Below are 13,118 nucleotides of genomic sequence, written 5' to 3'. Positions count from 1 at the left end.
ACCGCTGCGCGCCGTCAACTCCCTACTTGCCGCGTGACGTTCGCTATCCGTTCGCCCTTTCCGTGCAGATACGTCACTTTCGTGTAGTCACCCCTATGTGGGTGTGTCCTACGACGCGAAAAGCGGCCAGACCGCCCGTTACGCGCGCGACGACGGGGAAGATCCGACAACGACGAGTTTTGTCGCTGGCGTTCGAATCTGGTTCTAAGCGCTCACCAAGGGCGTGAGGCGGACTGATATCCGGGCGGGACCGACAGGAGAGTGAGATGGACCATTCGCAGAACGCAGGCAGCAAGCTGAACGGCTATTTGAGTCTTGCCGTACAGACCTTGATTGGCGCCGTCATCATGTACCTCGTGATGTTCGTCATGATCGATAGCCTCGACAGCTTCTACAACAATCTCAACATGCTCTACATGACGCTGATGATGGTAGCACCCATGGTGGTGCTGATGATTCTGGCGATGAAGCACATGTTTGCGTCGCGCTCCGCCAATCTTGCGATCATCGTCGTATCGGTGACCGTGTTCTTTGGGTCATTCGCGCTGATCCGATCCCAAACGACAATCGACGACGTCGCCTTCCTGCGTTCGATGATCCCACATCATTCGGGCGCCATCCTGATGTGCCGCGAAGCAGATCTCCGGGATGCAGAGGTCAAGCGCCTGTGCGGTGAAATCCGAAACTCTCAGCGCCGCGAGATCGAACAGATGAAGGTCATCCTTGCGCGCCTCAATTGACGCGCGGCATATTTCGAGGGGTTCTTCTCCCGACCGCGTATAGGCAGATGAAGGAATGAGGACCGAACATGCTGAAGCGCCACCTGCTTGGAGCCGCATTGATGCTTTTGGCAACCGCTGCAAATGCGGCGGGCCCGATCATGGTTCACCGCGACCCGGGATGTGGGTGCTGCGAGCAATGGGCCGCACAAGTCCACGCACAGTTCGGGCGGCAGATCAGGATGGTAGACGATCAGTCTCGCGCCACTTTCCAAGGCACGCGCGGCGTTCCGGCCTCGCTGTCCTCCTGCCATACCGCAGTCATCGACGGACTGGTCTTCGAAGGTCACGTTCCCATCGCAGACATGAAGCGGCTGCTCGCTCAGCGCCCGAAGGGCGTCACTGGCCTTGCCGTGGCCGGCATGCCGGTGGGATCGCCGGGCATGGAGGTGCCGGGGCGTCGCGGCGATCCCTATGTCGTTGTCGCATTCGGTCCGTCAGGCACACGAATATTTGCGCGCCATAAAGGATAGATGGCGATTGTCGGAAAGATTAGGCTGAGATAGATAGAAACGTCTTGAAACGCTTGCTCGCCTCTCTGCTCTTTGTCGGAGCGCTCTTTGGCCTCTTCGGGGCGCAGCTGGCCTATGCGCACGGCGTGCCCGTCGCGGCGCGTGCGCCCACAGCGATGGCGATGGACGCCGATTGCATGGCAATGATGGCCAAGCAGCAGCCCGCCCCAAAAGAAACTCCGTGTAAGGGGCTTACGCTCGACTGTATCGGAGCGATGGGATGCGTTGTGCCAATCGTGCTGGGTAATGCAGTGCCCGCGCCCGCATCGCCATGGATTCACAACCAGGCTATGTTCTGGACCTCCGTAAGCGTCCTGCAGGGGCACGAGTACGCACCCGAGCCGGAGCCCCCCACTCTTCTTGGCTGATTGAACAATCGCGCCCGTCAGGCGCGCGGCTTCTTGTCGCGTCCAGACGCCCGCGATGCCTCTCCATACAGTCAAGGATATTCGTGATGATCAAGAAGTCGATTTTGGCCGCCCTGCTGGCGGTCTTCAGCCTCGCCGCGCCCGCATGGGCTGCCGACCAGAGCAGTGCGCCGCAAGGGCGCTGGGAATGGAAGTCGGTGCCGCAATATGGGCCGCGAGCGACCGGCCCGGCGCAGAAGCGCGTGTGGGTGCCCGACAGCGCGCAGATGGCGAACTGCGCCTGCGACATGATGAAGACGAGCGCGGCCGATTGCATGAAATCCATGCATGAAGGCAACATGTCGCCTTCGGCCGGCTGAGCCACGGTTCCCGGCCGATAGGATAGAACAGTGAGGCCAGGCGCGTCGCGCCGGCGCGGGCAAGAGACCGCGTCGGCGCGCGTTGGCACTCATAATTTGTCCTTCACGGCCCGGGATCCTCTGCAATGGGAGTCCTCCATGCGTACCTTCTTCTTAGCCGTCCCTGTGCTCGCTCTGACCACGAATCCCGCGCTCGCCGGGCAGCTTCGCTTCGAGGAGGCGCTCGCCCGAGCCGAGGCACAGGCTCCCTCGCTTCGCGCCAAGGCGCTGGAGGCTGATGCGCGTCGTTCTGCGCTGCCCGCCGCAGGGCAGCTTCCTGATCCCAAGCTTGGACTCGGAATCGACAATTTCCCGGTGTCGGGTCCGCCAGCGGGCAGCTTCGTCGAAGACAGCATGACGATGGCGCGGCTAGGGATCTCGCAGGAGGTCCCCAACGCCGCCAAGCGACGTGCGCGCTCAAGCAGAGCGCGGACTGATGTCCAGGCGGCGGAAGCAACCTTTCTGTCCGAGAGCAGGCGGGTCAAGGTGGCGACGGCGCTGGCCTGGATCGATCTCGCCTATGCGGAGCGTCGTCTTGCCGCCCTCAACGGCATAGTTTCCCGGCTCGCCCCCCTTCCCTCCGCGGCAAAGTCGGGTGTTGCCTCGGGCGCGGCCCGCCCCGCACAGACGCTGCAGGTTCGGCAGTCGCTCGCGGTGCTGGAAGACCGCCGGAGCGAGCTCGCCGCCGAAGTGGGACGTCAGCGCGCGCTCCTTTCGCGCTGGACCGGCGAGTCGGCGCCTGAAACCGTTGGCGACGTCCCAGCGCTCACGGTCGATGCAACGACTTTGCGAGCCGCATTAGCGGAGCATCCCGATCTCGGCGCCGCCAGTGCCCGGGTCGCCCAGGCCGAGGCTGACGTTGCCATCGCCCGCGCCGATAAACGTCCCGACTGGGGCTTCGACGTCGCCTATCAGCGCCGCGCAGACCGTTATGGCGACATGGTCTCGGCCGGCGTCACCGTCAGCCTGCCCCTTTTTGCCAAACGGCGGCAGGACCCGATGATCGCCGCCAGTACCGCGAACGCCGCCGCGGCGATGGCTGAGCAGGAGGACATGCGCCGGTCGCTGCTCGCCGATCTCGAAGCCGGCCTTGCCGACCATGACATGCACCATGAGCAATGGATGCGCGCACGCGACACGCTGCTGCCGCTCGCGCGCAATCGCGCTGAGCTCGAGACGGCCAGCTATGCGGCGGGTCGCGCCGGGCTGCTCGACGTGATCGAGGCCCAGACCATGCTTGCCGACATCGAACTGCAATTGCTCGACAGGGAGGCCGAAGTCGCGCGCGATGCTGTGCGGCTCGTCTTCACCTTTGGGGGGAACAGCCAATGAAATTCGACACAAGCTCGCGCGCGCAGCTGGGCATGGCCGCCGCGGCGCTCGCACTCGCGGCGGGTGGCCTCGGCTATGGCCTCGCGAATTGGCGCCATGAGTCTCCGCCTGGAGCAACAGCGCAAAGCGGACGCAAGATCCTCTACTGGTACGATCCGATGGTCCCGAGCCAGCATTTCGACAAGCCGGGCAAATCGCCTTTCATGGATATGGAGCTTGTCCCCAAATATGCCGACGAAGCGGCGAGCGGCGAGACCGGCGTGGCGATCGACCCAAGCCGCACGCAATCGCTTGGCCTGCGCATCGCGGAGGCGCGAACGGGCACGCTGGGATCGAGCCTCGCGGCGACCGGTACGATCGAGTTCAACGAGCGCGACATCGCCATCGTCCAGGCGCGAACTGGCGGCTTCGTCCAACGGGTCTATGCGCGCGCGCCGGGCGATGTGATCGGGGCAGGCGCCCCGCTCGCCGACATACTGGTGCCGGAATGGGCAGGCGCACAGGCGGAATATCTGGCCGTCCGGCGGATCGGTGATGTGGGCCTCGCTCGCGCGGCCCGTCAGCGCCTGCTCTTGCTGGGCATGCCCACCGGAACGGTGGCCGCAGTCGAGCGGAGCGGGCGACCGCACAATGTGATGACGATTTCGGCGCCGACCGGCGGCACAATCAAGACGCTCGGCGTCCGGGCCGGGATGACGGTCGCGAGCGGTCAGACACTCGCCGAGGTGAATGGGCTCGGTACGGTGTGGCTCAATGCCGCCGTGCCGGAGGCGATGGCCGGCAGGCTTCGCCCAGGCCAGAGCGCGACCGCGACCCTCGCCGCCTATCCGGGCGAGCGCTTCACCGGCCGCATCGCCGCGATCCTCCCAAGCGTCGCCGCCGAAAGCCGGACGCTCACCGTGCGGATCGAACTTTCCAACCGAGCCGGGCGCCTGCGCCCTGGCATGTTCGCCTCGGTCGATCTCGGCGACGCTGCGCGGCCGGCACTGCTCGTCCCCTCGGAGGCGGTCATTCGGACCGGCAAGCGTTCGCTCGTCATGCTGGCGCTGGCGCAAGGGCGCTATCGGCCCGCCGAGGTGCAGACCGGCGCCGAGTCAGGAGGCCAGACCGAAATCCTTGCCGGCCTCGCCGAGGGGGAGAAGATCGTCGCTTCCGGCCAGTTCCTGATCGACTCCGAGGCCAGCCTCTCGGGAATCGAGGCGCGCCCGATCGGCGGGGCAGCCCCAACTCCGCGACCGGAAACGACATCCAACGGCGCCTATCGCGCGAGCGGCCGGATCGAAAGCATCGCGGGCGACCGGATTACCCTCAGTCACGCCCCTGTCCCCGCGCTCAAATGGCCCGCCATGACGATGACGTTCAAGCTGGGGAGCCCGGCGCTCGCGCGCGGGCTCAAGAAGGGCGACCGCGTCGTCTTCGGCTTCGACCAAGCGGCGGAAGGTCCAGTTGTTCGCACGCTGAGCCGCGAGGCGGCGCGATGATCGGCCGTCTCATCGACTGGTCGGCTAACAACCGCCTGTTCGTAGTGCTCGGCGCCCTGGCGCTCGTCCTCGGCGGACTCCTTGCCTTGCGCAGCACGCCGATCGACGCGCTGCCCGACCTCAGCGACACCCAGGTCATCATCCGCACGAGCTATCCGGGCCAAGCCCCCCAGATCGTCGAAAATCAGATCACCTACCCGCTCGCGACGACGATGCTGTCGGTGCCCGGGGCGAAGACCGTGCGCGGCTATTCCTTCTTCGGCGACAGCTTCGTCTATGTCATTTTCGCCGATGGGACCGACCTCTATTGGGCGCGCTCGCGCGTCCTTGAATATCTCAACCAGGTCCAGGGCCGCTTGCCTGACACCGCACGCAGCGCGATCGGCCCCGACGCCACCGGGGTGGGGTGGGTCTATCAATATGCGCTGGTCGATCGGACCGGCGGACACGACCTCGCGCAGCTGCGGTCGCTCCAGGACTGGTTCCTCCGCTACGAGCTCAAGAGCCTGCCTGGGGTGGCCGAAGTCGCCAGCATCGGCGGCATGGTCAAGCAATATCAGGTCGTGCTCGATCCGGTGAAGCTTGCCGGTTACGGCATCACCCACGCGCAGGCCGTCGCGGCGATCGGGCAGGCCAACCAGGAAACCGGAGGCTCGGTCCTCGAGCTGGGCGAGGCCGAATATATGGTGCGCGCTTCGGGCTATCTTCAGACGCTCGACGACTTCCGCGCCATACCGCTGCGCACTGCGGCCGGCGGCGTGCCGGTAACGCTCGGCGACGTCGCGACCATCCAGCTTGGCCCCGAAATGCGCCGCGGTATCGCCGAGCTCGACGGCGACGGCGAAGTGGCGGGCGGAGTCGTCATCCTGCGTTCGGGATCAGACGCACGTGCCACTATCCAGGCGGTGCAGGACAAGCTCGAGCTCTTAAAGAAGAGCCTGCCGCGCGGCGTCGCGATCGTGCCGACCTATGACCGCTCGCACCTCATCGATGCCGCGATTGAGAACCTCACGCACAAACTTGCCGAAGAGTTCGTGGTTGTGGCGATCGTCTGCGCGCTGTTCCTCTGGCACGTGCGCTCGGCGCTTGTCGCGATCGTCACGCTGCCGCTTGGCGTCCTCGCCGCCTTCATCGTGATGCATTTCCAGGGCGTCAACGCCAACATCATGTCCTTGGGCGGGATCGCGATCGCGATCGGCGCCATGGTCGACGCCGCGATCGTGATGATCGAGAACGCCCACAAGCGGATCGAGCAATGGGAGCATGATCATCCCGGTGAAGAGCTGGCCGGGGGGGCGCGCTGGACGGTGATCACCGACGCGGCGCGCGAGGTGGGTCCCGCGCTCTTCTTCTCGCTCCTCATCATCACCCTGTCCTTCGTGCCCGTCTTCACTTTGGAAGCACAGGAAGGGCGTCTCTTCGCGCCGCTCGCGTTCACCAAGACCTACACCATGGCGGCCGCGGCGATCCTGTCCGTGACGCTGGTTCCGGTGCTGATGGGCTGGCTCATCCGGGGCAAGATTCCTTCCGAGCAGGCCAATCCGGTCAACCGCGCGCTGACGCGGGCCTATCGTCCCGCCATCGACTGGGTGTTGAAGAAACCCAAGGCGACCCTCGTCCTCGCGGGGCTGGTCTTCCTGACGACCGCTTGGCCGCTGTCCCGGCTCGGCGGCGAATTCCTGCCGGCGATGAACGAGGGCGATCTTCTCTACATGCCCTCGGCGCTGCCGGGGCTCTCTGCCGCCAAGGCCTCGGAGCTGCTTCAGCAGACCGATCGCATGATCAAGTCGGTGCCTGAGGTCCAGAGCGTGTTCGGGAAAGCGGGGCGCGCGGAGAGCGCGACCGACCCCGCCCCGCTCGAGATGTTCGAGACGACGATCCGCTTCAAGCCGCGCGAGCAATGGCGGCCCGGCATGACTCCGGAGAAGCTGGTCGAGGAGCTCGACCGCACCGTGAAAGTACCCGGCCTCGCCAACATCTGGGTGCCGCCCATCCGCAACCGGATCGACATGCTGGCGACCGGCATCAAGAGCCCGATCGGGGTCAAGGTCTCTGGGTCGGATCTTGCCGCCATCGACCATATCGCGCGCGAGGTGGAACGGGTCGCGAAGGGAGTGCCCGGAGTGAGCTCCGCACTCGCCGAGCGGCTGACAGGCGGGCGTTATGTCGATGTGCAGATCGATCGGATCGCCGCCGCGCGATATGGCCTCAACATCTCCGATGTCCAGGCGATCGTCGCGGGCGCGATCGGCGGCGAGAATGTCGGCCAAACCGTCGAGGGGCTGGCGCGCTATCCCATCAATGTCCGCTACCCGCGCGAGTTGCGCGACAGTCCGGACGCACTGCGCGCTCTTCCGGTGCTCACGCCATCGGGCCAGCAGATCACGCTGGGCAGCGTCGCGCAGATCGCGATCAGCGACGGACCGCCGATGCTGAAGACCGAGAACGGACGGCCATCGACCTGGGTCTATGTCGACGTCCGGGGACGCGATCTCGCCTCGGTGGTCGATGATCTGCAGACTGCGGTGGCCCGCGAGGTCAAGCTCTCGTCGGGTGTCAGCCTCGCCTATTCGGGCCAGTTCGAATATCTCGCGCGCGCGATCGACCGGCTGAAGATCGTCGTGCCGGCGACGCTCGCGATCATCTTCCTGCTGCTGTACCTCATCTTCCGGCGGCTCGACGAGGCAGTGCTCATCATGGGCACACTCCCCTTCGCGCTCACCGGCGGTTTCTGGATCCTCTACCTGCTCGGCTATCACCAGTCGGTCGCGACCGGCGTCGGGTTCATTGCGCTTGCCGGCGTCGCCGCCGAGTTCGGCGTCGTGATGCTGATCTATCTCAGGGATGCCCTCGAGGCGCGGGGCGAGAGGCCGTCGCACGAAGATATTGCAGAAGCGGTGCGCGAAGGCGCGCTGCTCAGGGTCCGGCCCAAGGCGATGACCGTCGCCGTCATTATCGCGGGGCTTTTGCCGATCCTCGTCGGCTCCGGCGCCGGCTCGGAAGTCATGAGCCGGATTGCCGCACCCATGGTCGGCGGCATGCTGACCGCGCCGCTTCTCTCGATGTTCGTCATCCCCGCCGCCTATCTGCTTCTGAGGCAGCGGTCTTCTCAACCCTCGATCCCAATGAAGCACCACGAAAGGAACCTGCAATGAAAGTTCACGCTCTGTCCGTCCTGGCCCTGACCGCTGCCCTTGCTGCATGTGGCTCGAAGACCGAGACCAATGAGGCGGCAGCGACGAATACGGCGGCACCGGCGGCTACCGAAACCAACGCGATGGCGGGCGACATGGGCAATATGGCGATGTCCCCTACAGCAAAGATGGCCAAGGGCACCGGCAAAGTGACGGCCGTCGACAAGGCCGCCGGAACGATCACGCTCGACCATGGCCCGATCGCCGAGGCCAACTGGCCGGCTATGACGATGGCATTCAAGGCCGCGCCGGCGCTCATCGACAGCGTGAAAGTGGGCGATGAGGTGAATTTCGAGCTGAAGCTCGACGGCAATGCCGGCGAGGTGACCGCGATCACAAAGCAGTAGTCGATTCCAGACCTGCTCCGGGCGGGTCGCCGGAATGCCGGCGGCCCGCCATGGCCAACGATCGTCAGGTGCAGCAGGAGGCGTCCGGCCCGGCGAGTTGGATCGGCGGGCACGGCACGGTCCCGTAGGAGCAGAATACGCAGCAATCGCCGGTCTTCGGCCGCAAGACCGCTCCGCAACCGGTGCAATCATAGAAAAACTGGCAGGCGTTCGTCGGCATCGTCTCCGTCTTCGTCGTGCCGCACAGCGGACAGGTGAGGACCGATTGAGGAACGAAAACGCGCTCAGACATAGGAATAGCCAAGCCAGAACAACGTCACTCCCAGCAGCAAGCCAATGAAAAGGACCGCGCGCACAGCAGGCGGTGTGCAGACGCCCTCGGATGCGCAGGTCATCGCCACGCGCTGCTGCCGCCAGAGCATGATCGCGCCGCCGATCAGGAAGAGCGCGCTCAAGCACAGCAGGAGCATCCGATACGGGCTGGCCGCCAAGGCAATGCCGCCGAGCCATCCGGCACCCAAGCCGGCGGTGGTGAGCAATATGGGCAGCGCGCAGCAGGATGCCACGGCGAAGGCGGCCGCGATTCCGCCGACCGTGAGAACAGCAGCGCCCTCCGCTCCCAAAGAACGGCGCAGTTCAGGCGGTTCGGACATGATGGGCGACTCCTTGTGATCAACGGAATCGCATCCTACCGTCTGTAGCCGCTACAGACTCAACCCCCAATTTTGAGCAGAAGATGACGACATCGGAGATTATCGCAATCGGGGAACTGTCGCGGCGCACACGCTGCAACATTGAGACGATCCGCTATTATGAGCGGATCGGGCTCCTGCCCGAGGCGGCGCGGCGGGGCCGGTATCGGAGCTTCGGCCCCGCGGACGTGGCGCGGCTGCATTTCGTTCGGCGCGCACGGGAACTGGGCTTCACGCTCGACGAGATTCGCGCGCTGCTCGGCATTGCCACCGCCGATGATGTCTCATGTGACGATGCCCGCGAAATCGCGACCTTGCATCTGACGCAGGTTCGCGCGCGGATCGCGGATTTGAAGCGCATGGAGCAGGTCCTTGCCGACACCGTGCGGGCCTGCAATTCCGGCGATCATGTCGGGTGCCCGCTGATCACTACATTATCTGCGGCTCGCTAAACTCCGCCTGGGCGACGCCTTCTGTACGCCGAACTCCTGCCCATACTCTTCGGGTCCGGCCTCCGCTTGGAGGTCATGAGCGGCATCGCTGCGACCATGGTCGACATCCTGAAAGTCGGCGATCAGGTGAATTTCGAGCTGAAGCTCGACGGCAATGCCGGCGAGGTCACCAACATCAGCAAGAAGTAATTCGATGAGGGCTTCGGGAGGCACTGTGGAAGCGCCTCCCGAAGAGTTCCGACAAGTTGGGACAGGCAAATGTTTCGCCAAATCCATGATCGATGGCGAGGGCTAGTTAGCCCCTCGCCATCACTTCACGGCCTCAGCAGACATCGCTCCCGTCGACCCAAACGCGGACCGGTCCCTGCAACGGCGCGCGCGGACCAGGAGCTTGGGGTTGCCACTCGCATTTGACGGTGGCCGGCTTCTCGACATCTGCCTGGGCCAATGCCGGAACCGGGGCGGCGACGAGCATTGTGAATGCGGCCGTGGCGGCGGTGAATATCAAGGTTTTCATGATTTCTCTCCTCGGACTGAAGGTGCCGTGGGCAAACTGGCTCCGAGGGGCTGGGCAGCCTATGGCCGTCCAGCGCTTGGGAGGGTTCGCCTGGCGAGTTGTCAGGCCAAGGTGTCGGGTGGATGCTGTTCCGGCGGAGCCGACCGTCCGTGTAGCGCTGGATAAGATGGAAAGACGACAAGCACATCCGCGCTCACTGTTTCAGCTGCGAGGGGTCCCCGGCTCTCGAGCGCATATAAAGGGAGACACCCCATGCCTGCCAGGCAAGCGAGCGTCATCCGCTGACAGGGGAGTGGTTTCTCGCCATCGTCCTGCGTCATCCCGACACAGTCCATGGGCATCGTTGCTGCCGCGTTCGCGCTTATGGCGGTTGCCACAGCGGGACTTGCGGCAACTGTGGCTATCTGTCCAAACAGGCCGAGAAGGACGCCTAAGATCAGCGCAAATTTGTGCGCTTGTCTCATGTCCGCAATCTCTGCCTGATGCTGAATTGAGTCAAGGTTCGGCGCCCGAAACCGGTTATTCTGCAGCGCGTGGGACGTGCGATTATCAGCCGGTTTCCGCGTTCGGAGCGCCACGTCGGTCATGCCAAGGGTTAGAAGCATGATCGAGCCTCCACTTCTCCTCCGCCATAGATCACTGCGGCAGCGAGCGGTTGCCCTCGCTCGCGTAACCTGAAGAATATTGGAGTTCTGTACTGCTACCCGACTCGATGTGAGACGAAGGGTCTGCTCACTAAAGTGGGCTACGGACGCCCTCCAGCCACTTAATCAGCGACAGCGTGTTTTGCCGCTTGATCCTGTGGGGACTACAGGATTATGATGCGAATAATTCTCAACTAGAGGTTATTAGATGCGCCTGTCCTTCGGTCCTGTCCGCCCCTGCATAAGAGCCGTCGGAAAGGGGTGCCGTTATATGTTCGTATTGCTGCTTTCCGCGATTCTATCGCAAATCGTGCCGGGTCAGGCGCTCGCAAGCGACACGGAAGTCCAGACCGTATGGCGGCTGCTCGACTATGTCGCCGTCGACTATGCTGGTGCTGTCTCCGGAGGACGCGTTAGCAGTGAAGCCGAATATGCGGAGATGGTGGAGTTCGCGGGCCAGGTAGAAAACAGGCTCGGATCTTTGCCCGACAAGAGTGGCAAGGCCGATCTGTTGCGCCAGACTAGGGCGTTGCGCGCGGCGATCGCCGCCAAGGCGGCTCCCGCTGGGGTCGCCACACAATCAAAGGCGCTCGCATCCGCCCTACTCGCTGCTTATCCCGTGCCACTCGCCCCAACGGCACCGCCGGTCCTCGCGCGCGGGTCCGCGCTCTACGCTCAGAATTGTGCATCCTGTCACGGCGCAGCGGGCGACGGACATGGCCCAGCTTCGGCCGGGCTTGATCCACCGCCGATCGCATTCAAAGATAAGGTTCGCGCCGATCAACGCAGCCTGTTCGGCCTCTACCAGGTCATCACCCAAGGTCTCGACGGTACGGCGATGGCCGGCTTCGATTCGCTTCCGGAGCAAGATCGCTGGGCGCTTGCGTTCTACGTCGGCACCTTCGCCTATCCGACTTCGGAGACAGGACATGGTCAGCGGCTGTGGCACGAGGATGCTTCGCTCCGCCAGAGATATCCCAATCTGGCGGCGTTCGTCGGCGCGACGCCAGCGTCTCTTGCCGCCGAAATTGGTCCTGACAAGGCTGAGGCCGTGACTGCCTATCTGCGCCGTCATCCGGACATGGTCACGGCGCGCGCTAACGGTTCACTTGCACTTACGCGCGAACGTCTCGATGCGAGCCTCAAAGCCTATGCGGCTGGGAATCGGCAGGCCGCCACCGACCTCGCCTTGTCCGCCTATCTCGACGGCTTCGAGCCCGTGGAACCGATGCTCGCCGCTCGCGAGCCGCAGCTGATGGCGAGGATCGAACAGGCGATGGGCGCGCTTCGGGCGGCGATTGGCAAGGCCCGGCCGCTTGCTGAAGTCCAAGCAGCCAATCAGGAGCTCGCAGGCCTCTTCGGTGAAGCTGAGGCCGCGCTCGCGCCCGAAAAGGCAAGCAGCGCATCAAGCTTCCTTGGCGCGTTTGGCGTCCTGCTGCGTGAGGGGCTTGAGGCGTTGCTGATCGTGGTTGCGATGATCGCCTTCCTCCGAAAGACGGAGCGCACCGAAGTGCTCGGCTTCGTTCACGGTGGATGGGTGGCGGCGCTTGCCGCCGGCGTCGCCAGCTGGTTCATCGCCACTTACTTCATAGGTGTCAGTGGGGCTTCACGAGAGCTTACCGAGGGATTTGGCTCGCTATTCGCTGCGATTATCCTGCTTACGGTCGGAATCTGGATGCATGGGAAAAGCAACGCGGAGGCTTGGCAGCGCTATATCAAGGAAAAGATGACGCACGCTTTGTCCAAGCGCTCAGGGTGGTTCCTCTTCCTGCTGGCTTTCATTGTTGTCTACAGGGAAGTATTCGAAACTATTCTTTTCTATGCCGCGCTTTGGGCCCAGGGAAACGGATTGGCGATGCTGGGCGGCGCGGCGGCGGCGGCGGTGCTGCTCGCTATGCTGGCCTGGATCATGCTTCGGTACAGTACCCGTTTGCCGATTACCCAGTTCTTTTCGTGGAGTGCTATTCTCATCGCGATCCTTGCCGTAGTCCTTGCCGGAAAGGGAATAGCGGGTCTTCAGGAGGCAGGGATCCTGGGAGTGGTGCCGCTGCCGGGGGTACCGCGCATACAGATGCTTGGACTGTTCCCCACGACGGAGACAGTGCTGGCCCAGCTGATCGCCGTGGCAATTCTGGTTGCGGGTTTCTGGCTCAATCGCAAAAGTGCGGTGCGGACGACCTGATGCGATTGCTTGCAGCGATAGCAGCACTGACCCACGCGCCGCCCAGCTTGCAAAGCTGGCCCTGCGGGGCCGGTGAGTCCACCGAGACGCGCCCGACAAATAGGGGTCAGCGTCTCAGGCGTATCGTAAGCGCCGCCGGAACCCGGCCTTGCGCAGGATTGGGATGGCGTAGATTTCGCGGGGCAAATGGAGGCCTTGCGAGTGGATATCGAGCAGTCAA

General features: G+C 64.1%; 14 protein-coding genes. 11 read left to right on the top strand and 3 right to left on the bottom strand.

All coding sequences use genetic code 11. From position 1 onward, the window contains the following. The first annotated feature begins 97 nt into the window (after positions 1–97). The 9 genes from B9A23_RS21555 to B9A23_RS21515 all read left to right on the top strand — a co-directional run bounded on the left by B9A23_RS21555 (position 98) and on the right by B9A23_RS21515 (position 8,411). On the top strand, positions 98–208 hold the full coding sequence (locus B9A23_RS21555) for a copper resistance protein B (protein ID WP_368655954.1): 111 nt from the start codon (positions 98–100) through the stop codon (positions 206–208). A gap of 58 nt (positions 209–266) precedes the next feature. Continuing rightward, entirely contained in the window at positions 267–740 is a 474-nt protein-coding gene (locus B9A23_RS21550; RefSeq protein WP_084281434.1) for a DUF305 domain-containing protein, read from the top strand. Between the two features lie 68 nt (positions 741–808). Next, a complete protein-coding gene (locus B9A23_RS21545) occupies positions 809–1,252 on the top strand; it encodes a DUF411 domain-containing protein (RefSeq protein ID WP_084281432.1) in 444 nt (147 codons plus the stop codon). 44 nt (positions 1,253–1,296) lie between these two features. Then, positions 1,297–1,659 (top strand): hypothetical protein, encoded by a 363-nt coding sequence (locus tag B9A23_RS23125; RefSeq protein WP_084281430.1) that lies wholly within the window; start codon positions 1,297–1,299, stop codon positions 1,657–1,659. A gap of 86 nt (positions 1,660–1,745) precedes the next feature. Beyond that, the gene (locus tag B9A23_RS21535) at positions 1,746–2,018 is read left to right on the top strand and encodes a hypothetical protein (RefSeq protein WP_254895238.1); all 273 of its coding nucleotides are present in this window, start codon (positions 1,746–1,748) and stop codon (positions 2,016–2,018) included. A gap of 138 nt (positions 2,019–2,156) precedes the next feature. Further along, positions 2,157–3,389 carry a TolC family protein gene (locus B9A23_RS21530; protein WP_084281428.1) on the top strand — a complete coding sequence of 411 codons (1,233 nt, stop codon included), beginning with the start codon at positions 2,157–2,159 and terminating at the stop codon, positions 3,387–3,389. Next, on the top strand, positions 3,386–4,870 hold the full coding sequence (locus tag B9A23_RS21525) for an efflux RND transporter periplasmic adaptor subunit (protein ID WP_084281426.1): 1,485 nt from the start codon (positions 3,386–3,388) through the stop codon (positions 4,868–4,870). Before B9A23_RS21530 ends, B9A23_RS21525 begins: the two co-directional genes overlap by 4 nt. Next, the gene (locus B9A23_RS21520; RefSeq protein WP_084281424.1) at positions 4,867–8,025 is read left to right on the top strand and encodes an efflux RND transporter permease subunit; all 3,159 of its coding nucleotides are present in this window, start codon (positions 4,867–4,869) and stop codon (positions 8,023–8,025) included. The genes B9A23_RS21525 and B9A23_RS21520 overlap by 4 nt, the downstream gene beginning before the upstream one ends. After that, positions 8,022–8,411 (top strand): copper-binding protein, encoded by a 390-nt coding sequence (locus B9A23_RS21515; RefSeq protein ID WP_065847539.1) that lies wholly within the window; start codon positions 8,022–8,024, stop codon positions 8,409–8,411. Before B9A23_RS21520 ends, B9A23_RS21515 begins: the two co-directional genes overlap by 4 nt. A 64-nt stretch (positions 8,412–8,475) precedes the next feature. On the opposite strand, the gene B9A23_RS23470 is transcribed toward B9A23_RS21515, so the two are convergent. Both B9A23_RS23470 and B9A23_RS21505 read right to left on the bottom strand, forming a co-directional pair. Further along, positions 8,476–8,703 (bottom strand): GDCCVxC domain-containing (seleno)protein, encoded by a 228-nt coding sequence (locus tag B9A23_RS23470; RefSeq protein ID WP_082594896.1) that lies wholly within the window; start codon positions 8,701–8,703, stop codon positions 8,476–8,478. Next, positions 8,696–9,064, bottom strand: a complete 369-nt coding sequence (locus B9A23_RS21505; protein ID WP_056383935.1) for a mercuric reductase — start codon at positions 9,062–9,064, stop codon at positions 8,696–8,698. The genes B9A23_RS23470 and B9A23_RS21505 overlap by 8 nt, the downstream gene beginning before the upstream one ends. 83 nt (positions 9,065–9,147) lie before the next feature. Here B9A23_RS21505 and B9A23_RS21500 point away from each other — a divergent pair, with 83 nt between their 5' ends. After that, positions 9,148–9,555 carry a MerR family transcriptional regulator gene (locus tag B9A23_RS21500; protein WP_066283071.1) on the top strand — a complete coding sequence of 136 codons (408 nt, stop codon included), beginning with the start codon at positions 9,148–9,150 and terminating at the stop codon, positions 9,553–9,555. Positions 9,556–9,877: 322 nt separating this feature from the next. Here the strand turns inward: B9A23_RS21500 and B9A23_RS21495 are convergent, their stop codons facing one another. After that, on the bottom strand, positions 9,878–10,072 hold the full coding sequence (locus B9A23_RS21495) for a hypothetical protein (protein ID WP_065847543.1): 195 nt from the start codon (positions 10,070–10,072) through the stop codon (positions 9,878–9,880). A 915-nt stretch (positions 10,073–10,987) separates the two neighbouring features. Between B9A23_RS21495 and B9A23_RS21485 the strand changes: the two genes are divergently transcribed. After that, positions 10,988–12,898 (top strand): cytochrome c/FTR1 family iron permease, encoded by a 1,911-nt coding sequence (locus tag B9A23_RS21485; protein WP_065847547.1) that lies wholly within the window; start codon positions 10,988–10,990, stop codon positions 12,896–12,898. Positions 12,899–13,118: the final 220 nt, after the last annotated feature.

The organism is Novosphingobium sp. B1 (genome assembly GCF_900176395.1).
Taxonomy (GTDB): domain Bacteria; phylum Pseudomonadota; class Alphaproteobacteria; order Sphingomonadales; family Sphingomonadaceae; genus Novosphingobium.
This window is presented reverse-complemented; position numbering and strand designations above follow the sequence as displayed.